This is a genomic window from Mycobacterium sp. NPDC051804 (assembly GCF_044452905.1).
GTDB lineage: Bacteria > Actinomycetota > Actinomycetes > Mycobacteriales > Mycobacteriaceae > Mycobacterium.
This window is the reverse complement of record NZ_JBITCD010000009.1, coordinates 1-24,953: the sequence shown is the minus strand read 5'-3', so window position 1 is coordinate 24,953 and position 24,953 is coordinate 1. Positions and strand designations below refer to the sequence as shown.

Here is a 24,953-nt window from a genome sequence, read left to right as displayed (position 1 = left end):
ACGAATGTCACAATGCGTCGGGTGGCCGAACGGACAGCAACCGAAGGTGGCGGCACCGCGGGTGGCGCTGACGCGTTGAGTGTTAGTGCTGGGCCGCAGCGACCGAGCTCGGCGAAGTTGGGGTTTCGTCCGGACGTCGAGGGCTTGCGTGCCGTCGCTGTGTTAGCCGTTGTTCTCTTCCACGCTGCGGTGCCTGGCGTCGGTGGTGGATTCGTCGGCGTAGACGTTTTCTTCGTCATCTCGGGCTTCCTCATCACAGGGCTACTGTGGCGCGAAGTGAGCACCGCCGGTACCGTCCGGCTACGTCGTTTCTACGGGGCGCGTGCCCGCCGGCTATTGCCGGCCTCGGCCACGGTAGGCGTTCTCACTGCGGTCGCATCGGGCTTTCTGCTACCCCCACTGCAGGTTCCGGCCGTCATGGGTGACGGTATCGCCAGCGCACTTTATGTCAGCAACTATTGGTTCATTCTGCAACTGCAGAATTACTTCGACCCCGGCCTCCCGACTCCGTTCGAACACTATTGGTCATTGGGCGTGGAGGAGCAGTTTTATTTTGTCTGGCCGGCCCTGATAATTGGCACGGCCTGGCTAGTACGGCTTGCGCGTCGACGCACAAAAAGCGATGCCGCGTCATCGACGAGGCCATTCTTTGTCGTCCTCACGGTCATTGCGGCTGTATCGTTTGCGATGTCGCTTGCGGCCACATACCTGGTGCCGTCGGTAGCGTTCTTCTCGCTGCCCACGCGGGCGTGGCAGCTAGCGGTCGGCGGTTTGGTGGCCCTTACAGTCACGCAGTGGCACCGATTACCGGCAACATTTGCCGCCATTGCGGGCTGGTCAGGGTTGGCCCTCATCGTGCTGGCGTGCACCGCATTTAGCAAAATTACTCCCTATCCCGGTACTGCGGCGCTGTTACCTACGCTCGGCACGGCACTGGTGATCGGTGCCGGCTGCTCCGCATCGGCTACGGGATGTGGTCGCGTCCTGTCGTGGTCACCGATGCAAGCCATCGGCCGAGTGTCGTACTCGTGGTACCTCTGGCATTGGCCGGTGCTGTTGTTTGCTCCGCTCCTGATGGGCCACTCGCTCGGGCTGGCAGGCCGCCTCGTAGCGGTGCTGGTATCGGGCGGGCTGGCGGTGATTACATTGCACCTGGTCGAGAACCCGTTGCGATTCGCCGCACCTTTGCGCAGATCTCCCGCTAGGAGTCTTGCGGTCGGCGGGGTCGCCACCGCGGCAGCAGTTTCTGTTTGTGCGGCGGTGGCGGTGGCGATACCTCCACCGGTCGGCCGGGGCGCGCCGGCCGCACCGTTGACCTTCACTGCTGCGTCTCCACCCACCGGGCGCACTATCGAGGCTTACGACGCTGCGATATCCGGTGCGCTCGCGCAGGTCCAAGCGGTCGTCGCCGCAGCTGCCGAGGTCAAGACAGTCCCGTCAAACCTCGACCCCACGCTTACCGACGCGGCAGACGAGCCCAAAGACATGATTATTGACGGCTGCTTGCGCACTTTTTTCGAGGTGGGACAGCCGGACTGCGCGGCGGGCGACACCACCTCCGCCACGACGGTTGCCCTGCTCGGCGATTCGAATGCCACCATGTGGAGTCCAGCGTTCGACGAGGTTGCCACGCAAAAGGGTTGGCGGCTGGAGACTTTGACCAAATCTGGTTGCCCACCGATGGACTTGGCCGTGACCGGCCCCGTCCGTCGCCTGCTGTACACCAATTGCGAGCAGTGGCGCGACGAAATCATCACCCAGTTGAACGCCAAGCGTCCTCGGCTCGTGGTGATGAGCGTCTGGCGAGGATATGGTGGTCCCGAACTCGGATGGCAGCCCGGCTTTGCATCTTATGATCCGGCGTGGATGGCCGGTCTGACGCGCCTCGTGCGCCAACTCCGTGGCACCGGGGCTGAGGTTCTGGTGCTCGGTCCGATCCCGGATCCACACTCGATGGTGGCGATCTGCCTGTCCGGCCACCTCGATGACACGACGGCTTGTTCGGCCCCCCGGTCGATGGCGGTGAACGAAGCGGGAATTGCGGCTGAATCCGCCGCCATCAGAGTTGGCGGTGGACATTACGTGGACGTCACCGGGCTGTTCTGCACCGCTGATCGCTGTCCTGTCATCGTAGGCAACACTCTCGTGTACTCCGACCAGACCCACGTGACAGCCGCTTACTCGCGACTCTTGTCGTCGGTCGTAGGGCTGCTGGCCGAGCGCGCGCTTGCACCCAGCTGAGTGTGTGCCAAACAGGAAACCGACGCACAAGTTTGACTGACACTGCCGTCGCAAGAGTGGTTTGTCTCAGGTTCACCGCAACAGGTCGACAGCAGATAGCCGTCCGGTCGCATGGTCGTCATCACAGTGTGCGGCGGCCTTCCTCAACGCTCTTCAAGTCTGTACCGCGATGGAAATCCATTCGCGCCGCTCGCTGTTCGGACGCATCCAGCAAGAACTCACCCGACTGGGCCGCTACCCGCTCATCGTCATCGATGAAGTCGGCTGCATCCCCTTCGAACTCAAAGCTGCCAACCTGTTCTTCCAACTGGTCTCGGCCCGCTACGAACGAGCATCGCTGATCGTCACCTCCAAGAAAGCGTTCGACCGTTGGGGAGAAGTGTTCGGCGACGACGTCGTAGCCGCCGCCATGATCGACCGCCTCGTCCACCACGCCGAAGTCATCACCCTGCAAGGAGACAGCTACCGACTTAAAGACCGCGTACCTGGGCCGCACACCTGCCGCGGCCACCACTACTGAGGAATATTCACCAACCACCACCGGCCGGGGGTCAATCTTCACCTGCCGCCAGGGGGTCAATTTTGAGCCGCCGCCGATAGCGAACTCGGTGAATCCGCTATTAATTGTCGGCTGGCTGAGTGCTCCAGGCTCGTGACTTCGCCTCTGATCCGGCCCGGGTGGCCCACCGGCAAGACGAACCGCGAGCGGAGCAGACGGTGCAGTACATACGCAACAATATTCTTGGCCGGAGAGGAGTTCACCGACCTCGCTGATGCCCAACGCCGAGCTCAACTGTATAAAGAGCTGGCTGCCGAGTGGCGGATCAGCGCTCCTGCTGTTTGACAGCGAATCGAACTGAGGGGCCGTCACGATGCAGCAAAATGCGGTGTCCATCGAAATAGTCGTCGACGGCTTTGCGCGCGCCCTTCCAGTACCCGTAGTCATCGATGACCAACACGCCGCCGACGGGGATCCGCGGGTAGAGGTGTTCAAGCTCGTGGCGGGTGGACTCATACAGATCGGTGTCGAGGCGCAATAGGGCTATCGTCTCGGGCGCCTGTGCAGGAAGAGTGTCCTCCACCGGACCAGCTACGAGGTGGATCCGCTCCGACGGGTATCCGGCAGACGTCAGTAGGCCGAAGACGTCATCGCGCGAGGGCTGGAAGTGGGTCACTCTCGGCATGACCTGTTCGTAGAGGGCCTTGCCAATTCGGCCCGGATTCATGGAATTCTTGACCGATGCGCCGTTGAAGAGCACGTCTTCGTCGGTGGGCTCATATGGGAAGCCGGACGGTCCCATGCCCTGCCACACGTCGTACCCGAAAACGTCGCGGTCGGTAATGCCACGTTCAAGCAGGCGCAACACCATCGCCAGCAGGCTTCCGCCGCGCCACACTCCGCACTCCACAATGGCGCCGGGGATGCCGTGGTCGACTATGTAATCGACACTCGTGCACAGGGCGGCGATGCGGTCACCCGCGGTCAACGTGTACGGGTCGACCTTGCGAATGATGTGTTGTGCGGATTCGTCTAGATCAACGTACTTGTGGCGCGAATCCCAGCTACGAATTCGCCGCACGAACCGCGACGTGATGTAGTCCGCAACGGCAGGCATTTTGGGCTTACTCATCGAGTCCCTCCCTTTGACGCCAAGAAGCTATCAGACGCAATCTCTTCTGAAGACGCTGGACGGTGATGGATCGACCCATCGCACCCCGAATCCATGTTGACCACTGCTCTGCCCTGGCAGTTTCAGTCGCTCCATTTCCTTCAGCGTGGTCGCTTCTGGTTCGAGGCTGACCACCGGGTATCTACCGCAGACGGCAACCTTTGCGCAGATTTAGGTCGTCTGCGCGGCGATGTCGCGGCTTCAAGCGACGTTTTGCGGTGCCAGGGTTGTGCGCAGGCCTTCGTTAGGAGCGCCGACGGATGTCTGTAAAGTGCTGCGCTGTAAGGACCTTCAGGCGTTGGGCATTGGGCCCAGGCCCGCCTTTTCGGGCTGCCTCAGAAATTACGGGGGCACATCACGAGGTCCGCAGCTGTGGTGCCTGGGTCGCCGCTGCGAACGACTGCGCCCGGGCCGGACGAAGCCACACAAATCATCGCCGAACAACCCTTGATGCTGACGGGATCACATTTCGTTGGAAATGCTTCGCCCACAGCAGATCAGCTTCCGCCTCACACCCAACTCGACTCCATGCATCGGTAATCACCCGAATGCAACTGGGCTGCGGAACTCGTTGACCGGAACAACGCGACGCTTTTCATCACAAAACGGCCATAACCGTCCCTTCTCGGCCGCTGCTGCCCACCTATGGCGCCGTAACTGACGGCTCAGCCAGAGAAGGGCATCCAGCGACCTCGAAAAGATTTTTCTCCGAATCCATGCACGCAGGTTTAATTAACCACGCGCCGAAACGACGCAACGGCAGAAATTACGATCTACCCGTACGCACGAAACGCAGGTAGTTCGCTTCTGACTTGGTTAGAAGTTGTTGCAGGTCGCAAAGGCGCCTTGGATATCGCCGAGATACGGCTGAATGTCGGGCGCGCTGGCCACCTGCTGGGCAATCTGTTGCCGTTGGGCTGGCCCTGAAGCGAGGAACTGCTGCAAACCGGCTTTCAACATCGGCGCTTGGTCGAATGCCGCACCTGTGGCCGGGCTTTGCGCATGGAGCGCGGACACCAACTGCGGGTAACTGCAGGTTGTGTCGACCGCTGGGCCCAGATCAGGAGCAGCGGAGGCGATCCCGGCTCCAGTGGCCAACGTAACTGCGAGGCCGCCGAAGGCGGCCGCCAGCCTGGTCAACGAAAGGTTGATCATGAGGGTCCTTCCCGTAACGATATTCTTTGACTGTATCCACCTGAGCCTTCATCTAACCCAGGCATTTCCGTTCCATCCGCACACCCGCTACTTGCTGCGCCGCAGATCAGCTTGTGGCCAGCGCGTACGGGATATCGGAAAATTTCGCTTCTGCGTTACGGGCGTCAGTTGTGTCCGAGCAATTCGTGTGCCGAACCAGCGAGGCCTGGCCCATTTGTGTCGAACGATATGCTCCGGTCGTGAGCGCTGTACGCTCGAACGAAACGAACTCGAAATTTGCTACGGAGCGTGTGATACGTTTCGTCGATTGCGGTTCAGGGTCACCGTCCAGCGAGGGGGAAACCGTTGTTCGACGTCAACGCTACGTTTGAGGTCCCGAGATTAGACCGCCCGAGCCGGCAAGAACTAGAGGAGCGCTTCATCGTTCCGCAGCGCCCGGTGATCGTCTCGGGCGCGATGGAGGACTGGCCTGTACTGGAGCGTTGGACAAACGACTACCTCGCCGAGAAAGTCGGTACCCGCACCATTAAGCCGTCGAAGGTCACGGGCGCTGGCACCCACATCCCCGACCCGAAAACCGGAGCAATGGCAACCACTTCGGAGATCTCCTTCGCCGAATACATCGATCTGATCGCAAGCGGGGCTATCTCAGACGGCCAGCTTTACGCCGTCCAGCTACCGATCAGGACCGCTCTTCCTGAGCTCTGGTCCGATGTTCGTTTTCCCCGTTTCGTTGACGAGCGCAAATATGCCGCGGTGAATCTCTGGCTGGGCGCCGGCAACAATTTTACGGGGCTCCACTACGACTACGCCGACAACTTCCTCACGCAGATCCGCGGGCAAAAACAAGTTGTTCTCTGCCCACCTCGTGAAATCGCTCGCGTCTATCCCTTTGCCTTCGGGAACGTCGGCAACAACATCTCCCGGGTCAATGTCGCCTCCCCAGATACGACTCAGTACCCCGCTTGGGCCGACGCCGACCGCGCGCTCGTCGAGCTCGGCCCAGGCGACATGCTCTACATTCCTCTCTTTTGGTGGCATGCCGTCTGGGGTGCCGGCGAGAACATGTCGATTAACTACTGGTGGCAATCCAACTATGCCAATTACCTCAAGCATCCACGCCAGATGGCCCGCTACTTCGGCAGCTTCGCGCTGGGCATCCGCGGGGCCGCGGGCCAGATGGCGCAAAACGTCGCCAGCAGCGCTGGATTTCAATCCACCCGCTGATCTTTAGGTTCGTCGCAGGTCAGCACTCGGCCCCGGGCGGGTAGCGTGCGCCGCAGGGATTGCTTTGTTGCGGCGTCGTGAGGGGTCGCTCAACTAGTCGACAAGGTTCACTGGAGCCTTGCAGGCAGCTGTTAAGCGCGTAGTCCAGAAGCACCCGTAGTTGTGACTGCACTATCATCAGGAGCGCAGCCTTTAATAGGGCGCGGGGGTCGGCTGGCATTCTATGGGGGTAGTTTGCATTGAAGATTGTGATCGCCAGCTATGGGAGTCGCGGGGATATTGAGCCGTGCTCGGCCGTCGGTCGTGAGTTGTTGCGACGCGGCCACGATGTCTGCATGGCGGTTCCGCCGAATCTGCTCGAACTAGTCGAGTCGGATGGGCTTGAGGCGGTGTCTTATGGGCGAGATTCTCAGACGGTTTTCAAATCGGATTTCCTCCAAAACCTATGGAAGGGCTTTCCCGGTAATTTAAAGGACAGGGGAGAGCTGCTGAAGTCATGGCGCGAAACTCGCGAGTTGGTTGAGAAACACTGGCCGGAGTTGAACGACAAGCTGGTTTCGCTAGCGCGTGGATCCGATCTGTTATTAAGCGGTCTTATTTATGAGCAACTAGCTGCCAATGTTGCGGAGTATTACAACATTCCTTTCGCAACACTGCATACGTTTCCTCTGAGGCCCAATGGGCACTGGATCCCCGGCGTACCACCGACGGTAACCCGGTGCGGAATGCGCATGTTCGATTGGATGAATTGGCTGGGAACAAGGAGCCTCGAGGCCACGCAGCGAAGTCAGCTCGGGCTGCCTAACGCGAAAGGCCCGTCGCCGCGGCGAATTGCGGAACAGAAGTCATTAGAGATCCAAGCATATGACGAACTATGTTTCCCAGGCTTGGCAGCAGAATGGGAAAAGTGGAAAGCCCAACGCCCCTTTGTGGGAGCGCTGACGATGGACGCGCCCACGGACGGCGACGAGGATGTGGCGTCATTTATTGCCGCGGGAACACCACCGATTTATTTCGGATTCGGCAGCATTCCGGCCGAACGCCCTGACGAAACCATCGCTATGATCAGCACAGCATGCGCGGAATTAGGCGAGAGAGCTCTTGTTTGCTCTGGCTGGAGTAATTTCAAGCACGCTCCACACGCAGACCACGTCAAAATCGTGAGGGCGGTGAATCTTTCGGCTGTGTTTCGTACATGCCGTGCCGTAGTCCACCATGGAGGCTTAGGGACCATGGCCGCCGGTCTGCGGGCCGGGGTGCCGGCGCTGATCCTGTGGTCAATAACTGATGGGCAAATCGCTGGACTTCAGTTGAAACGATTGAAGGTTGGCACCGCTCGGCGGTTTTCATCTAGCACTTCAGAATCACTAGTTGCGGATCTCCGCCAGATTCTCGCCCCAGAATATGTAAGCCGAGCCCGCGAGATTGCCAGTTGGATGACAACTCCGCGTGAAAGCGCGGCCAACGCCGCCGACGTCCTGGAAATTCATGCTCGTCGCGGGATTATTCGCTGATTTGCAGATACGCACTGCTGAGTATCAGTGAGGTACGCTATTCGCCGCATTACGATCTTATCCACGATCGCTTCGTCCCGAAACTGAACGCGAGTCGAAATTTCTAATTGTGCTCACTCGAAATTCCTCACCGGTGATCGGTACAGCTGTTAGCAGTTGCCGGGCGTGGTTCGGCGCGCTATAGCACTGGCCGGCCTTGCGGTTGCGCGGATGTCAACCACCACGCGATTCCGAGGCTTGAGGGGCACCCGTCACCAATTTTGCACCCGCCTTCACCTTATTCCCAACCTCACCTCCAGGTCGGATACAGCTGGGGTGGGGTCCAGTTCGCTCCGTCAAAGCTCAAGCGCGGTAGGTACAACGATTCAACAGCGGCTCGCTACTAGCACTTTCCGCAACTGCTGTAGCGTAGTTTGCTATGACGCCCGGCAATGAGGCAGCGCAAAGTCAGGAACGTAGGGCGCAACAAGAGAGCGATCTAATGCCCTCGGAGCCGGCTCCTCACAGCGATACGAGCGGGTTTCTGCAGACCTCGATGTCGCGTCGCCGCTTCATCGCCGCAGTCACCGTTATCAGCGGCATGGGGTTGGTGGCCGCGATGGACGGCACGATAGCAATTTTCGCTCTTCCCAAGATGCAGAACGAGCTCGGCCTTTCCGATGCCGCGCGAGGGTGGGTGATCACGGCCTACGTACTGACCTTCGGGGGCTTGATGCTGCTGGGCGGCCGTCTCGGCGACGCCTTCGGACGGAAGCGCACGTTTATCGTCGCAGCCTCGCTGTTCACCATTGCCTCAGCGGTGTGCGGAATCGCTTGGGATGCGGCCAGCCTCCTTTTAGGCCGGCTACTGCAGGGCATCGCCGCGGGTATCCTTTCGCCGACGTGTCTGGCACTGGTAGCGACAACATTCCCGAAGGGCCCCGGACGCAACGCTGCGACTGCGATATTTGGAGCGATGGGGGGGATAAGTGCCGTACTGGCCTTGACGCTAGGCGGAGCACTCACCGATGTGTCATGGCGGATCATATTCATCATTAACGTGCCGCTTGGGTTGATCGTGATCTGGCTGGCACGCACCACGCTGAAGGAAACCCATACGCACCGAATGAAGCTGGACGCCACGGGTGCCGTGTTGACCACCTTCATTTGTATCGCGGCGGTTTTCGGCATATCGATAGGCCCGCAGGAGGGCTGGTTGTCGGCGACGACGCTCGGTTCGGGTGCGCTGGCAATCAGCGCCCTCGCCGCGTTTGTGGTAGTTGAGCGGCGAGCAGAAAACCCGATCGTGCCGTTTGATTTGTTCTTCGACCGAAATCGACTGGCTACTTTCGCGACCATTTTTTTAGCTGGCGGAATCCTGTTCAGCTTGACCGTCCTAGTTGCCCTCTATGTTCAGCAGGTCTTGAAGTACAGCACTCTCCACGCCGGTCTCGGATTTATCCCGTTCGTTATTGCCGTTGCCATAGGGATGGGTGCCTCGTCGCGGCTGGTGATGCGGTTCCAACCGAGGGTGGTGGTAATCGCTGGTTGTCTGCTCGTGGTCGCTGCGGTGGTAACAAGCAGCATGACACTTCACACGGGTGTCCCATACTTTCCGAATCTGGTGCTGCCGCTCGTCGTCGGCGCCGTTGGCATCGGCCTTGCGAACCTGCCGCTCATGCTTTCAGCCATCGCGAGTGTCGGGGATGACCGCATCGGCCCTACATCCGCGATTGCGCTGATGCTGTCGACCCTCGGGGGACCGGTAGTCTTCGCCGCAGTCCAGGCCGTGATCACCTCGCGCAATCAATCCCTTGGCGGAATCACCGGACCTGCAATGGACATGAGTTCAGCACAGTTGCATGCGCTGGACCAGAGCATTACCTACGGCTTGCTGTGGTTGGCAGGGTCCGGCGTACTCGTTGCCGGAATTGCGTTGTGTATCGGATATACCGCAGAGCAAGTGGCGCACGCGCAGGAGGTCAAGAAAGCCATCGACACTGGCGAGCTGTAGCCCAGTCCCCGTTCATCGCCATTTCCGTCGCTGTCATGTTTGACGCAAAGCAAACGGTAGGAATTACCACGGTTAGACCGACCGGCTATGGCGGTATTGCTTTGGCCAACAGGGCGATTCGGCACTCTGTCAAAATTAGCTACTCAATCCTGCCAGTCAAACCAAATCCAGCCAGCGTGCGCTCAGCCAGAACGCGCAAGGCGGCCTTCGTATTTTCAGCGCCGGGCTGATATGCGTCGACACTGATGATAAAGCTGCCGGGGATGCGCAGAGACTGCAAGATCATCTGGCCGCCGGTTTGATCGAGCCGCTGTCGCGTTTCGTGTTGGGCAGTCACGCGTACGATGCCGTACTCGGCGTCAGTACCGTCGAGGCGGTTCACCATCGAACCGACATCACCGAGATTAGAACAGAACACAGGATAATCTGGGTCAGCGACGGTCGCATCGTCCATCCGCCTCAGCGCCCGTCTTGGGGTAAACGCGAGAAGCCAAGCGAGCTGCAATGACTCATCTTGTGTGTTCCGCAGCGCTTCCAGCGCTTGTTTGATCGCCGCTCGGGTGTCACCAAGATCCGCTGTTACTCCGGTCGGGTCGATGCTGACGCGCGCAATTGACATCGCATTCGCACGCGTATCACCCTCGACACGGTCGCTCACAGGAAGCTGCAGCGTGACGGCTCCGTCACCGGCACGTCGGCGCCCCAGGTGTTCAGCGAATTTCGCGGCGAACCCGGCAGTCAGGGTGTTGCTGGTTCCGCCCAAAGCCTCCGCACAGGCATCCCAATCATCCAAATTGACGCGAATCGTGACGCTTGGTACGACGAAAGCGTCGGAGCCTTCTCGGCGCGTGGGGGGCGGTGGTGACTGCTCTGATTCTGCACCGTCCCGCCGGCGCTGACGGGACAGTCTTGCCGCCAAAGCAAGCGCCCGGCCCACTTCGGGAACATCCCGCACTGTTCGTCGTGCGTCCTCAGCCATAGCGCGTAGTCGACGACGCGACTCAGGCGGCGGGTAGCGAAGATCGCGAGTGTTGCCAGAAAGCGCATCAAGTACCACCACCGCAAGCCCGAGACCGTCGATCAGGTAGTGAGAAACCACGAGGCTGACTGCAGTAGAGCCGTCCTTCAGGGGAACGACGCCGAGATGCCAACCAGGCCCCTTTTCCGGATCAATGGTGATTTGCGAACGTTCATCGATCCATTCACCGAGATCGCCGGGTGGTCGGGCGCACTCCTCGATATCAAAGCCAGCGGGCCCGTGATCTGAGACCCATCGATGCCAACCGAACGGCAGCGGCGAACGCTCGATGCGCCTTCCCAGCAGCCCGTGGCCGAGGTTTTGGTGGAAGTTTCTCACCCGATCGAAGTCGATATCGTGTTCATATAGCCACACGACCTGAATGACCACGTTGCGGCCGACTGCGTGATGCTGCGTATACAAGCCGTGGTCGATGAGCGCGAGCCGATTATCCGGCCGCGCAGAGCTTATGGACGCGGAGCCTTTTTGGGACGCTCCCCCAGAACGAATGCGGACCGGCATTACCAACCTTCAACAACGCGGATCGTACGGCCCGCCTGAGATTCGTAGGCTTTGTGGCAGAGGACGACACAGCGCGATAGGCGGGCTGTAAACATTCCATACCGATACATGGGGTAAGAGTACCGAGCGCTGTGACGATCCACGGATGGACGCGACGATCGATGGGCGCCCGGCGACGAGACACGAGTGATCAAGAATAATCTTCGCTGAATATTTCACCGGAATCGCTGTCTGACGCGCACACGCCGAACGGCTGTACGTGGATTTTGACGGGATCGTCCAACGACCCGGCGTCGGATCAGCGCATAGAGCCCAGGCGGGCGAAACTCTCGACTAGATCGGCGGCGGCCGCAACGCTGTCGGCCGGGTTCGTCATCTGGGTCGCTATCTCACGGGCGCGCGAAACGTACTGCGGCGCCAGTATGGTGTTCAGGTCTGCCATTAACGATCTCAGTGTGGTGGTCGAAAACCGCTTTCCTAAACCAACTTTCAGTCGCTTTACGCGAACACCCCAGAGAGTCTGATCGAGGTCCGTCGAGAGAATCAACTGCGGGATCCCACTACGCAGACCCGCTGCCGTTGTGCCTGCGCCACCATGGTGGACTACCGCGCGGCAGGCGGGAAAGGCGGCCGCGTAATTGGTTGCGCTGACCACCTTGACGTGGTCTAGATTCGCGACTTGGCTGAAGTCGGTTCCAGCGGAGCAAATCAACGCCCGCTGGCCCAATTGAGCGCAGGCCGAGGCGATCATAGAGAGCGTGTCGGTTGTAGATTCCACCGGCACGGTGCTGCCAAAGACGAAGAAGAGCGGCGGTGTTCCCGCGGAGATCCAGGACGCCACCTCTTGGTCCGTATGGGTCGGGAGATTCATCGTCAGCGCGCCGACAATGGGCCGCTGTCCATTCAATCCCGCCCACTCATCTGCCAGTTCAGGGAAGCAAACCTTGTCATAGGCCTGGATTTCCAATGATCCACGTTCCGTGATTTGTCGCGCGGAAGGCAGTGTTGCCTCGGGCAGTCCTAGTTCGCAGCGCTGTGCGTTCACAAGCTTCTTGATCCCGCGCCAGTTCAGCCATTCGTGCGCCACCATAATAAAGCGACATAGAGGCGCCGGCAGGAACGCGAGTAGCTCGCCGTTGGGTCGTATCGGGAAGTAATGCAGCGAGGCCAAGGGGATGTCGTAATGCTCCGCAACGTTGCCAGCGATTTCCTCGAAAACTAGGCCGGTAAATAGTAGATCGGCGTCCTCCGCAAGCACGGTAAGTGTCCTGCTCATCTCGTCCCAGGCTTGGGCTTTGGGTTCCCATGCTTCGCGCGACAATCTTCTCACTTCGCGGATTCGCCAGAAGTTCCGGAAAAACGTCCTGTAAAACGCCCAGTGCGCGTCGAGCATCGCTCGCGGATCCGGACCGAGGGCGGTTGCACTCAGCCCCGCCGACTCGATGAACCCAATTTGGTCGGGGGCGACAGCCATGTGCACTTCGTGCCCGCGGTGCAGCAGTTCACGGCCAACCGCGGCGCAGGGCTCCACATCGCCGCGCGTCCCATAGCACGCTAGTACGAACTTCATGCAGCTCTTGGCCTTTCGGTGTTATGCGGAGCCTTTCATTACGGTCGCGGAGGCGCAACACGCTGACGGCTGCTGAACCAGGTTGATGGCCACCCGCTGCCTCTCTCCGGCGTATTTGGCAGGGATGACGCCCGCGGTGCAGTCGGCCGGCTGCGGTCGCTGGAGTTCGGCGGGCCGCCGCGCGGCGACCACGAAATGCTGGCGAGAAGGCAGTTCACCGTGGGTGGGCGCGCATCAGGCTTGACCGAGTACGACGCAGGAGGACGGGTCAACTGCGGCGGAATCTCGGGCTTCTCCCGATCCTCTATCTTTACGCATTTGCGTATCAGCGAACACACTTAAGCCGCGCTTCATTCTCCAGCAGAGCAGCTGCGGTCGCCACGCTCTCCGCCGGTTTGACCATCTGGGCGGCGATTTCGCGAGCACGGGTGGCGTATTGCGGAGCGAGGATGGTGCGTAGATCCGCGAGTAATGTTTCGCGGGTGAGGTCCGCAAAACGCCGGGCCGTACCGACTTTGAGGCGTTTGACCTCAGCCCCCCAGCGCGCCTGCTCCTGCCAGGTCGAAAGGATCAGAGTGGGGACACCGGCGCGCAAACCCGCGGCTGTGGTTCCAGACCCGCCGTGGTGCACGACCGCGCGGCAAATCGGAAAGATCGCCGCATGATTCATCGCGGGTACGACCTTGACTGTGGTCGAGTCAGGCACTTTTCCGAAATCGCTCCAGCCGGAGCAAACCAATGCTCGCTCGCCTAACTGCGCGCAGCTATCAGTGATCATGGCAAGGACCTCGGCAGGAGACTCGACCAAATCGACCGGTATGCTGCCAAAACCGAAGTAAATCGGGGGCGGCCCCGCGGCAATCCAGGACAAAATCTCCTCATCGGCGTCTGTCGGCAATTCCATCGAAAGTGTGCCGACGAAGGGACGCCTGCAATCTGATTCCGCCCATTCGGCTGCCAACCCAGGGAACCAAACTTCGTCGTAAGCCTGTATCTCTAGCGACCCACGCTCCACGATCCTGCGCGGAGACGGAGCTGTTGCCCTTTGCAGGCCAAGTTGACGGCGTTGCTTGTCCTCGGCCTTCTTAAACAGCATGCGCCATTGCACCCACTCGCCGAATCTAGTTACGTACCGCGCCACGAGCTGACCATTGGCCCGCATCGGAACGAAGTGCATCGTCGCCAGTGGAACGCCGTAATACTCCGCGACATTGGCGGCGACATCCTCGCCGAGAGGGCCTGTGAGCAGTACGTCGGCGTCCTTGGCCAACAGCATCAGCGTCTCGTTGGCATCCGCCAGGTACCGACCTAGTAGCGCCATGTTCTCGCGATACAGCCTGCCCAGTTCCTTGACTCTCCAAGGGCGGCCCATCTGCGTCATGAAAGACCGGTGCACGTCCTGCCATGCGCGCGCATCCGGCCCATAGCTGACGGTCGAAAGCCCAGCCGACTCAACAAACCGGACCATGTCGGGCGCAACAGCCAATCGCACTTCGTTCCCCCTGCGCAGCAACTCATGGCCGACAGCGATGCAGGGCTCGACATCGCCACGACTTCCATAACTTGCCAGCACAAATTTCATAGGCAGGATCCTATCTTTTCGATAGGCCTTAGCAACGTCAGCCGAACCGTTCTTTTGGTCGGCGATTGAGCCGCAGGTGAGACTGTTTTCGATTGCAAGCTTGAGGACGAGGCTCCGAGTGAAAAGCGGCCGCGCACGTCGATGCGGCACTGATGTTGAACTAAGGAAGTGGCATGAGTCGGCCGGGCAGGTGGGCATTCCGGGCAACCAACTTCATCTCGGCATGTAACGCTTTCCGGCGGTGTCGCTGGGTTTCGTGCGAGCAAGGCCCAGATTCGACGTGGCGCACGATCGCGCGACTGAGCCTGTCCAGCCAGTCGTCGAGATCGGCTGGTGTTGTGAAATAGAGAGCGCTGCAACAGCTTCAGAGGTTTTCGCTGCGTGGCGATCACGCGTGTCCATACGCCGATCTACCTGACAAGTATCCGGCATGCTGGGAGGCTCCGCGGAGCTGTGGGGCGGAACCGCCACGTGATCCGCTCGACCGACGCTGCCTTGCACCGAATAGGTGCGTTAGTCATCAGTTGGCGAAATGCACGTGGTTCACGTGCTCGGCTACCCGCAGAGCGTTGGCCGCGATCGTCAAGCTGGGGTTAATGCCGGTGCTGGATGGAAAGAACGAGGCATCTACCACGTAGAGGTTGTCCAGCTCATGCGCTCGGTTATACGGGTCCAGCACACTAGTTTCGGGATCGGTCCCGAAGCGGCACGTGCCGCATACGTGGCTGAGGACGGCGTTGTCCGTAGCGCCCTGCAGACGGAAGGTTCGAAACGGCTCGAATAGGTCTTTCAGGAGCCGCAAAAACGTTGTGCGACGTTCGATCTCGCTAGGGTGAAGACGATATTGAAGTCGCAACCGCTGGCGACCGTCTGGGATTGAGCTTTCGTAGGGCAGCACCCGGTTGTCCAAATAGGGCAGGTCTTCCAAGATCGCGGCGAACTGCAGCGCGCCGCCGAAGATTCGCTCGTAGATCGGGCGTGCCGCCGGGGTCATCAGACGGAGCGCGTTGTATATGCGGCCAGGGTGGTTGGTCAGGACCTCGATGGGTGGCAGCGTGCCACCGGACTGCACGGTGCCGTACTTTTGCCCCTCCCAGAAATAGAAGTCGTTCAGCCCTATCTGCCTGTTTTCCCCTGTGATCTTGGAGCCCGGTTGCGGCCATACCAATAAAAAGTCAACCAAATGACGCATCAGATTGCGTCCCACCCAATCTGAGCCGTTGGCCAACCCGCGCGGCCAATCACCCGATCGGGAATTCAGTAACAGCATCGGGGTGATCAGCGCACCAGCGGCCAGGACCACCACCTTCGCCTTGAAGGTCACTATTTGGGACCGATGTTGACAAATGACCTCGCGAACTTGCGTGTGGTGGGCGTGCAAGCGCAGGGCACGACATTCCGTCAGCAGATGGGCGCCGTGCTCGGCAATGGCTGGTAGCAGGAAATTACGGGCGGCGTCGTTCTTGCACGACCGGTCGCAGAGATAACCGTTACAGGTAGGACAACCGTCGGTGTAGTCACAGGCCATCGGCAGATGGTAGGGATGCAGCCCACGACCCGTCAGATAGTCGACCAGCGGCTGGTTGAATGTCGAAAATGGTGGCGCCGCAGGCAGACTGACGTCAGCCGCCTCGGGGCGCAGGGGATCAGGTTCGCCGCGGACCCCTAGGAGTCGCTCGGCAGCGGCGTACCAAGGGCTCATCTCGGCGTAGGTGATCGGCCAGCTATCTGGCACGGTTGAATCGCCGGGATCGCAGAAATTCTGCCGGGGAGTGAAATCGCGATTGAAAAATCGCTCGCAGACCATGCCGTAAAGCGCCGACGATCCTCCAGTCCCGCTTCCGATTCCCGGCAAGTACCGCCGTGGGGAACGCCCGCTGATGTCTTCGACCTCGTCGGTCGAGCGTCCGGCCCGCGCCAAAGCTTCGTGGTAGTCATTTGTCGAACGGCAGGCCAGAGGTTCGGCCACTTCCGGTACGGACGAGCGGATCGTTCGTGAAACACCGGGCAGTGTTGAGCGCCCCTTCTCGAGAAAGAGCACCCTGCGGCCCGATTGAGCCAGAGCATAGCCAAGCGGGCTGCCGCCCATGCCGGTGCCCACGACGATTACGTCCCACGTAATGTCTTCCGCCTCGGGCGGATTCAGCTCCCAGCTCAAATCAAGATCTCCCGCGGGCCTTGCCCAAAGCTTCGGCGGTTTGAGCGGTACAGACCATACCATTTGCTGCTAACTGTGGGATCAAATTGCTCATCGAGCGTTCATGGCCACGCGGCACATAGTTCCACCGTCAGCAGAGATTTCGCTTATTGACCTCCGCTTCCTTCAGGGAGGCACCAACTTTGTGTGGTCGCCTTTCCTGAGTGGTGACGACACGTAGGCCCGGGCGCCGACTGATCAATGAATCCCGCGTATTAATCGCAGGCGGCGCGCAACTAGTGCGACGATAGTGCTCAATATGAAGTTCCTGATGGCGACCAATTGGACACGTGGCGATGTCGAGCCCTGCGCAGCCCTTGGTCGCGAACTGTTGAACCGCGGACACGACGTGTGTCTTGCTGTCCCGCCCGACTTGTTGGGCTTCGTAGAGGCAGTCGGGCTGTCGGGAGTTGCCTGCGGGGCAGAAACGCAAGCAGTCATTGAAGCGACCTGGAACTTCAACCGCAGCTTCCGAAGTCCCTGGAAAATCCAAGACATCATCAGGTCAGGGCGCGCTTACGACGAGTTACTTCTTGACAGTTGGCACAACACGGCCAGGACGCTGGCGTCGATTGCGGACGGGGCACACCTACTACTCACTCGTGGCGGCTACCCGTCCGCTGTCAACGTCGCGGAGGCTTGTCAGATTCCGTTGGCCACTCTGTACACCTTTCCGCTAAGGCCCAACGGCCAGCTGTTTCCGACCCTGCCTACGCCTGTGGCACGGTCCGCTATGCAGGCCTACGAGTGGTTGTATTGGTGGCGCGCGCTGAAGAAGTTTGATGATGCACAGCGCCGCCAACTTGGACTGCCCAAGGCAACCGTTCCCGCATCGCAACGGATCGCCGCGCTGGAAATTCAGTCCTACGACGAGGTTTTCTTCCCCGGACTGGCTGCGGAATGGAAAGGCCTGCGCCCCTTCGTCGGTGCGCTGACCCTGGATCTGCCTACGGATGCCGACGACGAAGTCATGTCATGGATTGCAGCGGGAACACCCCCGATTTTTTTCGGCTTCGGAAGCTCGCCGGTCGAATCTCCCGCCGACACGCTCGCCATGATAGGTCGGGCTTGCGCGCAGCTGGGCGAGCGCGCGTTGGTGTGCTCACCGCACGCAGACCTTGGCGACGCCGCTGATCTCGAGCACGTCAAGGTGGTGCGCGCGATGAACTACACGGCCGCCTTTCCCGCTTGCCGCGCGGTCGTGCATCACGGCGGGACGGGCACCACCGCCGCTGGCTTGCGAGCAGGCGTCCCCACGCTGATCCTCTGGATAGCGGACACTCAGCCGTACATGGGAGCGGCAATCAAACGGTTGAAAGTAGGCGCTTCCCGGCGGTTTTTGAACACAACCGAGAAATCACTGGTTGCCGACCTTCGCACCATTCTCGCGCCGCCTTACCTGGCCCGCGCTCGCCAGATCGCTACACAGATGACCAAACCCGCCGACAGCACCGCTGCCGCAGCTAACTTACTGGAAGGTTTCGCGATATCTCGGTGCGCTGGCTCATCGGCGAAGGGCCGCCCGTCGGACTGATCTGCGCTGGCCGATTTCACGCGGCACCTCGCAAATCGTCGGCTGCCGAAAGAGTGAACAGCACCAGAAGCCCGAGTCTCCGTTAGCCCCAGCGCAAGAAGGCCGCGACATCGAGGATCGCTCTAGACCTATTTACGTCACACGATGTGGACCTGCGGTACGTACAGAATCCACCGTCCGCCCGCCTCGTGGAACAATCGTTCCTTGGCCATGATTTCCTCGGCGTGGTTCCAGGCGAACAGCAGTGCGTAGTCGGGGTAAGGGTTGGCGAAAAATTCCGGTGGGCATACCGGAATTCTCGAGCCCGGAGTGAGGCAACCCTGTTTCTCCGGGGTCGAATCACATACCGCTGGAAGTAAATCCGGTCCGATTTGACAATAGTTCAGGACTGTCGCGCTTCTTGATGTGGCCCCGTATCCAACGACCCGTCGGCCGTTGGAACGCAAGTCCCGCAGGAGGGCGACGAGGTCCGTCCGGATGCGACCGACTTCAGCAGAGAACCGTTCAAAAGTCGCTTCTTCGGCGACCCCCAAGAATCGCTCCTGGTTTAAGAATTCCGCGACGGAGGGGGCCGGCTGACAGGAGCCGGTGCGGGCCACCGTATAGCGGATGGAACCGCCGTGTAATGGAAGGTGTTCCACATCGATTAGCTCAAAACCGAAACGAGCAGCTGTCGCCTGCACGGAGCGCACCGAGAAGAGATAGATGTGTTCGTCGTAGATTTGGTCAAAGTAAAGCTGCTTCAGGATGTCGCCCAGCCAGCGATCTTCAAATACGAACAGTCCGTCCGACGTAAGCAACAATTCGACCCCGCGAAAAATTGAGTCGAGATACGAAATGTGGCTGATCGTGTTCGCCGAAAATATCAGATGTGCCGGCCCGTGCTCGGCCCGGATATCGGCCGCAGTCGACGCATTGAAGAAATCAGTCCGCACATTGACACCATGTGATTGGGCCACGTCCGCTGCGCCGGCAGCGGGGTCCACCCCGAGATGTGGGATTCCGGCCTCGCTGAGCGTCTTCAGCATTACGCCGTCGTTGCTGCCGATCTCAACGACGAATCCGCTCCGACCGCCCGGACAAGTTTCGATGATGCGCCGAGCGACCCCTTCAAAATGCTTCCTGATTAGCAGAGAACCGGATGCGCGATACGGATAGTCCGAGCGGTACATCTCGTTCGGCGGCATCTCGTCGAGCTGTTGCACCATTGTGCAGCTTGTACAAAGACCGACCGCGAGCCGAAAGAATGGCACTTCGGAAGCTTTCTCGACTCCGACGAATGCGTTCGACACAGGCTGGCGACCGAAGTCCAGAACCTCGCGGAGATCACCGCCGCACAGACGGCACCTGTGTTCGGCTACCAGTGCTCGCTGGGGATCCATCTCCTGTGTCCTTTCGATCAGGAGCTTTCTTTAGCCGAAAGCATTTGCTTCGAATGGTGTTCGTGAAATGCGGCACTGCTTTCGGTGTGTTACTGGTGTGTCGAACCAACAACTTAGCTTGAGTCGGCTGGCGTTTTGGAGCATCGCGGAAATACGGCTCAGTCTCCTCAGCCCGTGGCACTTCCTCCGGCGGCGATACGGCGCTGGCTCGTAGAGGTCAGCGCCTCCGGCGGGTGCGGCGGACCGTGGAAGGTGAGAGCCTGCGCAACGCCCTAGAGATTGGCTATGAGGTGCGAAACAGGCATCTATAGGCACCCCGATGCGCGCATCGACATGGTCCAATCTGATGGCGTCGGTGTCCAGACCCGAGTCGCCCCGTACCTACCGCACGGCCACTATGGCGTCCGGCAATGGAGGCTCTACTTTTTCACCAGGACTTTGGTCATCCAGGGCCCCCGAAGCCGCTCGTCGTTCTTGACTTGGTCCGGACGGTCCTGTCCCGTCGAAGGGGCGGGGGTTGCCGTCGCGATTCGGTCTCAGTCTGCCGATGCCTGTCGATGATTCGACGTACTCAAGGTGTGGAAGCCGCGACGCCAAGTCCGGATTTACTACAGTTCGACAGGCTCGCTTAAACGACCAAAATCCGACCCGGTCATCCACCGATCGTATGACCAGCGGAAAGAGCACGTCAGGCGAGTCCGTGCCGCCGAGCGCGCCGCATGGCGTCGGCAAACGAGCCAGTTAGGACCACAGCGCAGAAGATGCCACGCCGACCGCCGGGGGCCGACCGGCCCATTTTTAAAATCCGACGGCAAACTCGCCGATGCTCGCGCGATACAGGTTAGAACTCCTGGCGATCCTGACTAGCGTCGTTTCTGCCCTCAAGGAGTCAACGCAAGTGCAGAGAGCAGGTAGACGGCGTCGTGGGGCGGGGTCGCGATCGCGAAATGACGTTCGCTCGCCGCAGTACGGCCAGCCACAAGCGTACCTACCGTCCCAGAGGTCTTGCCTGGCGCAGCATGGGACCACCGCGAATGACAGGCTTATCGCCGCAGGTGAGAGAAATCACACCGGACAAAATTCCCCTTGTGGAAGGACTATTGCGATGTGAGACAGACCACATCCAGCGACTTTGCTGAAAGTCGGGACCGACCTGTACCGCCTTCAGTATCGTTTTGAACAGTTCCACTTGGTCAAGTAGATTCTGGAGAGTTGAGAACATCGATCTGTTCCACCACACCAACGGCTCAAAACCCCGTTTCGGTAAATTCGAAGGAGCAACTCGGTTAACAATGAAAAGCGTTACAGCCTGTGGCCGGTCTTCGCGAAGGCCGCGCCCGGCGCGCGAGTAGCTCATCGCGCCGGGGCTCGGACAGCTTTGCGCGCAACCGCGCTACGCGTGGTCCAAAAATCTGCGTAACAAGCTGATGGAGGGTTCGAGTTCCTAGAGCAACGGGCCAGGCTTGGAGTAATTGAGGGGATCGGATGGTACTCGATGACCGAGTTTATCCGCTTTCGCGGAGACAGTTCGAGATGTGGCTCGCCGAAGAAACGGGTCGCGCGGACGCAACGTTACATTTGGGCGGGCTTCTGCGTATCGAGGGCCCGATCGATGCCGATGTCCTGAAGTCGACGATTCACCATGTAGTGCGTGAGGCCGAACCGCTTAGAGCTCAATTTTTCCAAGAGGCCGACCAAGTTTTCCAGCGGCCGGTTGATCACCCGGTAGTTGAGCTTCAGCGCTACGACCTTCTGCGCTCGCTGGACCGTGTCGAGGAAGTGCATCGCTTGGCATCCAGCATCCGGCGCATGCCGATGCCGCTGTCTGGCCCACTGTTCAAGTTCGCGCTAATGCAGACGCGGGCAGACGAGAACTTTCTGTTCGCATGCTGCCACCACATCGCGGTCGACGGCATCGGCCTTACTTTGGTCCTGCATCGAATCGCAGCTGTTTACTCCGCGCTTGCTGCAGGCGGAGAGATTCCCCCAGCGTTTTTCGGCTCGTTGCACGACTTGGTGCAGTGTGAGACCGAATACGAAGCATCCACCGATTATCTCGATGATCAGGCCTACTGGGCCAGTAACCTGCCTGCCGAAAGGCCGATCTATCCCGCACCGCACGCGGTCGAGACTGGAAGCGCAACCGACGACTTTTCTCCACCGATTCCGCTGGATGCGCACCTCCTCGAGCGGATCGACGAATTATCGCGGAACCTGGGCGTACGCCGGTCGTCGGTGATCACTGCGGCTTGCGCGCTCCTGGTGAGTGCGTACGAGACGGACCGTTCGGAGGTCGTTCTCGATTTTCCGGTGAGCAGGCGCGTTCGTCCGGAATCGCAAGCAGTTCCAGGGCTGATCTCAGGCGTGGTACCACTGGTCTTGAAAACTCCGCCGGATTCCTCGATTGCCGGCTTTTGCCGACACGTCAACATCCAAATCAGAGAAGCGCTGCAACACCAGCGGTTCCCGGTGCAGACGATCGAGAGTAGAGCGCATCTGGGCAGCTCCGGCCGTGCGCCGAACCGGGTCGTCGTCAACATCATTCCCGCGGCGCATATGGGGCACTTCGATGGCGCCTTGGCCACCGGGACCCTGACCAATGCCGGTTTCGGGGATCAGGCCGCACTGGTCTTCTTCAAGGATGGCAACCAGCTTCACCTCAGCTCCCTGGGGACTGGCCATCCGACTGCGGAGCTTGATGTCCTTGACGTGGCGGATCGGTTGACGCGCCTGCTACTGGCGATGACGACCGATCCGGAGCGTCCGCTGTCGTCTCTTGACTTTCTCGATGAACGCGAGCACGTCCGAGTCGAGGGGTGGGGCAACCGGGGGTTGTTGACGGCGCCGGCGACGGAAGCGGCGTCGATTCCGGAGGTGTTCGCGGCGCAGGTGGCTGCTGTTCCGGACGCGGTGGCGCTGACGTGCGCGGGTCGGTCGTGGACCTATGCCGAGTTGGATGCGGCATCCAATCGGGTGGCGCACCTCTTGGCCGGGCTTGGTGCGGGTCCCGGCCGATGCGTGGTGCTGTTTTTCTCCCGTTGTGCCGAGGCGATCGTGGCCATGCTCGGGGTCCTCAAGAGCGGCGCGGCGTACCTGCCGATCGACCCCGCGCACCCGTGGGCGCGCATCGAGTTCATGATTGCCGACGCCGAACCGATGGCCGCACTGACCACCGCCGGGTTGACTGAGCGACTGTCTGGTAGTCAGTTGGTGGTCATCGATGTCGACGATGCGTCCATCGAAAGCTACCCGGTCACGCCCATGCCGGCGCCGGCCGCAGATGATTGGGCCTACCTGATCTACACCTCGGGCACGACTGGCGTGCCCAAGGGTGTGGCGATCACTCACGCCAACGTCACCCAGCTGATGGGTTCGTTGCATGGCGACTGGGCCGCCGCGGGGCAGGTTTGGTCGCAGTGGCATTCGTACAGCTTCGACATCTCGGGGTGGGAGATCTACGGCGCCCTGCTGCATGGGGGGCGGCTGGCGGTGGTGCCCGAGTCGGTGGCCGCTTCCCCCGAGGCCTTGCGCGCCTTATTGATCGATGAGCGGGTCAGTGTGTTGTGTCAAACCCCTTCGGCGGTAGGCATGTTGTCGCCGCAGGGGCTCGAAACGGTGACGTTGCTAGTCGGTGGCGAGCCCTGCCCGCCGGACGTGGTGGACCGTTGGGCGCCGGGTCGGGTGATGATCAACGAGTACGGCCCGACCGAGGCCACGATGTGGGTGGCGTTGAGCGCGCCGCTGCAGGCGGGTTCGGGGATCGTGCCGATCGGCGCGCCGCTGCCGGGTGCGGCGTTCTTCGTGCTGGACAGCTGGTTGCGTCCGGTACCGGAGGGGGTGGTCGGCGAGCTGTATCTGGCCGGGCCGCAGCTGGCGGTCGGGTACGCGCGTCGATCTCCGTTGACTGCCTCACGATTTGTGGCCTGCCCGTTCGCCGGTTCCGAGGGGCCCGGACAACGCATGTACCGCACCGGGGATCTCGTGTGGTGGGGCTCTGACGGACAATTGCGTTACGTGGGTCGCGCTGACGAGCAGGTCAAGATTCGCGGGCATCGCATCGAGATCGGTGAAGTCCAAGCCGCGCTCAGCGCCCTGCCCGGAGTGGATCAGGTGGCGGTGATCGTCCGCGAGGACCGTCCAGGTGACAAGCGCCTCGTAGGGTATTTGACCGAGTCGGCAGTCGACGCGGTGGACCTCAGTGCGGTCCGCGGTGCCCTGAGTGAGCGGTTGCCAAGTTATATGGTGCCGTCCGCGGTGGTGTTGATCGATGTGTTGCCGTTGACGGTCAACGGCAAGCTCGACAAGCGGTCGTTGCCGGCTCCTGAGTACCCCAGCGCCGACCGATACCGCGCTCCTTCGACGCCCACCGAGGAAATTCTGGCCGGCATCTTCGCCGAGGTGTTGGGCGTGGAGCGGGTGGGTATCGACGAGTCGTTCTTTGAACTGGGTGGCGACTCGCTGCTGGCGATGCGGTTGATCGCCGCGGTGAATACAAGCTTGGACTCCGGACTGTCGGTTCGTGCCTTGTTCGAGGCGCCCAGCGTGGTCGAGTTGGCGCCGCGCATCGGCGAGGGGGATGGGCTGGAGCCGTTGGTGCCGCTGGAGCGCCCTGCGGTGGTGCCGTTGTCGTTTGCCCAGAACCGGTTGTGGTTCCTCGATCAGTTGCAGGGGCCATCCTCGGTTGACAACCTGGCGGTGGCGTTGCGGTTGAGGGGGAACCTCAACGTTCCGGCGTTGGGTGCGGCCATTGGCGATGTGGTCGCCCGTCACGAGAGTTTGCGCACGCTGTTCCTGGCGCCGGGCGGCATTCCGGAGCAGTCGGTGGTGACGGTCGACGCCATCGAGGTGGGGTGGCAAGTTGTTGATGCCATCGACTGGCCGGAAAGCCGACTGGAGGACGCCGTCGGCGCGGTGGCGCGCCGTGCGTTTGATCTGGCTGCTGAAATTCCTTTGCGGGCAACGCTTTTCACGCTCGGTGTGGATGAGCATGTGTTGGTGGCGGTGGTGCACCACATTGCCGCGGACGGCTGGTCGATCGCTCCGCTGGTGGGCGATTTGGGCGCGGCGTATGCCGCACGGTGCGCCGGACACGGTCCCAGCTGGGCCCCGTTGCCGGTGCAGTATGTCGATTACACGTTGTGGCAGCGCGCGCAGCTGGGTGATCTCGATGATCCCGACAGCCGGATCGCCGGCCAGCTGGCTTACTGGCAGGCTGCGTTGGCTGATCTGCCGGAGCGGGTGGACCTGCCCACCGATCGGCCTTATCCGCCGGTGGCGGACTATCGCGGCGCCAAGGTGGCGGTGCGGTGGCCGGTGCCAGTGCAGCAAGGGGTTGCCCGGCTGGCTGC

The 24,953-nt window shown here is 60.7% G+C and carries 14 protein-coding genes and 1 pseudogene; 8 read left to right on the top strand and 7 right to left on the bottom strand.

The window, feature by feature from the left end; all coding sequences use genetic code 11:
- The first annotated feature begins 12 nt into the window (after positions 1-12).
- Both ACIA48_RS30040 and ACIA48_RS30035 read left to right on the top strand, forming a co-directional pair.
- The gene (locus tag ACIA48_RS30040) at positions 13-2,241 is read left to right on the top strand and encodes an acyltransferase family protein (protein ID WP_396739948.1); all 2,229 of its coding nucleotides are present in this window, start codon (positions 13-15) and stop codon (positions 2,239-2,241) included.
- 199 nt (positions 2,242-2,440) lie between these two features.
- Positions 2,441-2,762: pseudogene (locus ACIA48_RS30035) on the top strand (ATP-binding protein); the annotation flags it as partial.
- Between the two features lie 303 nt (positions 2,763-3,065).
- On the opposite strand, the gene ACIA48_RS30030 reads toward ACIA48_RS30035, so the two are convergent.
- Together ACIA48_RS30030 and ACIA48_RS30025 are read right to left on the bottom strand one after the other, a co-directional pair.
- Positions 3,066-3,872: a TylF/MycF/NovP-related O-methyltransferase gene (locus ACIA48_RS30030; protein ID WP_396739946.1), complete on the bottom strand. Its 807-nt coding sequence runs from the start codon at positions 3,870-3,872 to the stop codon at positions 3,066-3,068.
- A gap of 855 nt (positions 3,873-4,727) precedes the next feature.
- Complete coding sequence (locus tag ACIA48_RS30025) at positions 4,728-5,066, bottom strand: hemophore-related protein (protein ID WP_396739944.1); 339 nt, start codon at positions 5,064-5,066, stop codon at positions 4,728-4,730.
- A 345-nt stretch (positions 5,067-5,411) separates the two neighbouring features.
- Between ACIA48_RS30025 and ACIA48_RS30020 the strand changes: the two genes are divergently transcribed.
- From ACIA48_RS30020 to ACIA48_RS30010, 3 genes are all read left to right on the top strand, one after another.
- Positions 5,412-6,293 (top strand): cupin-like domain-containing protein, encoded by an 882-nt coding sequence (locus tag ACIA48_RS30020; RefSeq protein ID WP_396739943.1) that lies wholly within the window; start codon positions 5,412-5,414, stop codon positions 6,291-6,293.
- A gap of 239 nt (positions 6,294-6,532) precedes the next feature.
- A complete protein-coding gene (locus ACIA48_RS30015; RefSeq protein WP_396739941.1) occupies positions 6,533-7,807 on the top strand; it encodes a glycosyltransferase in 1,275 nt (424 codons plus the stop codon).
- A gap of 418 nt (positions 7,808-8,225) precedes the next feature.
- Positions 8,226-9,800 (top strand): MFS transporter, encoded by a 1,575-nt coding sequence (locus ACIA48_RS30010; RefSeq protein WP_396739939.1) that lies wholly within the window; start codon positions 8,226-8,228, stop codon positions 9,798-9,800.
- 139 nt (positions 9,801-9,939) lie between these two features.
- On the opposite strand, the gene ACIA48_RS30005 is transcribed toward ACIA48_RS30010, so the two are convergent.
- The 4 genes from ACIA48_RS30005 to ACIA48_RS29990 all read right to left on the bottom strand — a co-directional run bounded on the left by ACIA48_RS30005 (position 9,940) and on the right by ACIA48_RS29990 (position 16,713).
- Positions 9,940-11,340 carry a hypothetical protein gene (locus ACIA48_RS30005; protein ID WP_396739937.1) on the bottom strand — a complete coding sequence of 467 codons (1,401 nt, stop codon included), beginning with the start codon at positions 11,338-11,340 and terminating at the stop codon, positions 9,940-9,942.
- A 298-nt stretch (positions 11,341-11,638) separates the two neighbouring features.
- A complete protein-coding gene (locus ACIA48_RS30000) occupies positions 11,639-12,910 on the bottom strand; it encodes a glycosyltransferase (protein ID WP_396739935.1) in 1,272 nt (423 codons plus the stop codon).
- 325 nt (positions 12,911-13,235) lie between these two features.
- Complete coding sequence (locus ACIA48_RS29995) at positions 13,236-14,492, bottom strand: glycosyltransferase (RefSeq protein WP_396739933.1); 1,257 nt, start codon at positions 14,490-14,492, stop codon at positions 13,236-13,238.
- A gap of 520 nt (positions 14,493-15,012) precedes the next feature.
- Positions 15,013-16,713 carry a GMC oxidoreductase gene (locus ACIA48_RS29990; protein WP_396739931.1) on the bottom strand — a complete coding sequence of 567 codons (1,701 nt, stop codon included), beginning with the start codon at positions 16,711-16,713 and terminating at the stop codon, positions 15,013-15,015.
- A 235-nt stretch (positions 16,714-16,948) separates the two neighbouring features.
- Between ACIA48_RS29990 and ACIA48_RS29985 the strand changes: the two genes are divergently transcribed.
- Positions 16,949-18,223: a glycosyltransferase gene (locus tag ACIA48_RS29985; protein WP_396739929.1), complete on the top strand. Its 1,275-nt coding sequence runs from the start codon at positions 16,949-16,951 to the stop codon at positions 18,221-18,223.
- A 137-nt stretch (positions 18,224-18,360) separates the two neighbouring features.
- Here ACIA48_RS29985 and ACIA48_RS29980 read toward each other — a convergent pair whose 3' ends face one another.
- Positions 18,361-19,605, bottom strand: coding sequence for a methyltransferase domain-containing protein (locus ACIA48_RS29980; protein WP_396739927.1), 1,245 nt, complete (start codon positions 19,603-19,605; stop codon positions 18,361-18,363).
- A gap of 1,267 nt (positions 19,606-20,872) precedes the next feature.
- Between ACIA48_RS29980 and ACIA48_RS29975 the strand changes: the two genes are divergently transcribed.
- Together ACIA48_RS29975 and ACIA48_RS29970 are read left to right on the top strand one after the other, a co-directional pair.
- Entirely contained in the window at positions 20,873-21,025 is a 153-nt protein-coding gene (locus tag ACIA48_RS29975; protein WP_396739955.1) for an MbtH family NRPS accessory protein, read from the top strand.
- Positions 21,026-21,090: 65 nt separating this feature from the next.
- Positions 21,091-24,953, top strand: a 3,863-nt coding sequence (locus tag ACIA48_RS29970; protein ID WP_396739925.1) for an amino acid adenylation domain-containing protein, incomplete at its 3' end; no start/stop codon positions are given.

Excerpts from the sequence above, each read along its gene's own strand:
- ACIA48_RS30005 (WP_396739937.1), bottom strand. The coding sequence starts at position 11,340 with ATGCCGGTCCGCATTCGTTCTGGGGGAGCGTCCCAAAAAGGCTCCGCG.
- ACIA48_RS30025 (WP_396739944.1), bottom strand. The coding sequence starts at position 5,066 with ATGATCAACCTTTCGTTGACCAGGCTGGCGGCCGCCTTCGGCGGCCTC.
- ACIA48_RS29995 (WP_396739933.1), bottom strand. The coding sequence starts at position 14,492 with ATGAAATTTGTGCTGGCAAGTTATGGAAGTCGTGGCGATGTCGAGCCC.
- ACIA48_RS30040 (WP_396739948.1), top strand. The coding sequence starts at position 13 with ATGCGTCGGGTGGCCGAACGGACAGCAACCGAAGGTGGCGGCACCGCG.
- ACIA48_RS29985 (WP_396739929.1), top strand. The coding sequence starts at position 16,949 with ATGAAGTTCCTGATGGCGACCAATTGGACACGTGGCGATGTCGAGCCC.
- ACIA48_RS29990 (WP_396739931.1), bottom strand. The coding sequence starts at position 16,713 with ATGGTATGGTCTGTACCGCTCAAACCGCCGAAGCTTTGGGCAAGGCCC.
- ACIA48_RS30000 (WP_396739935.1), bottom strand. The coding sequence starts at position 12,910 with ATGAAGTTCGTACTAGCGTGCTATGGGACGCGCGGCGATGTGGAGCCC.
- ACIA48_RS30030 (WP_396739946.1), bottom strand. The coding sequence starts at position 3,872 with ATGAGTAAGCCCAAAATGCCTGCCGTTGCGGACTACATCACGTCGCGG.
- ACIA48_RS29980 (WP_396739927.1), bottom strand. The coding sequence starts at position 19,605 with ATGGATCCCCAGCGAGCACTGGTAGCCGAACACAGGTGCCGTCTGTGC.
- ACIA48_RS30010 (WP_396739939.1), top strand. The coding sequence starts at position 8,226 with ATGACGCCCGGCAATGAGGCAGCGCAAAGTCAGGAACGTAGGGCGCAA.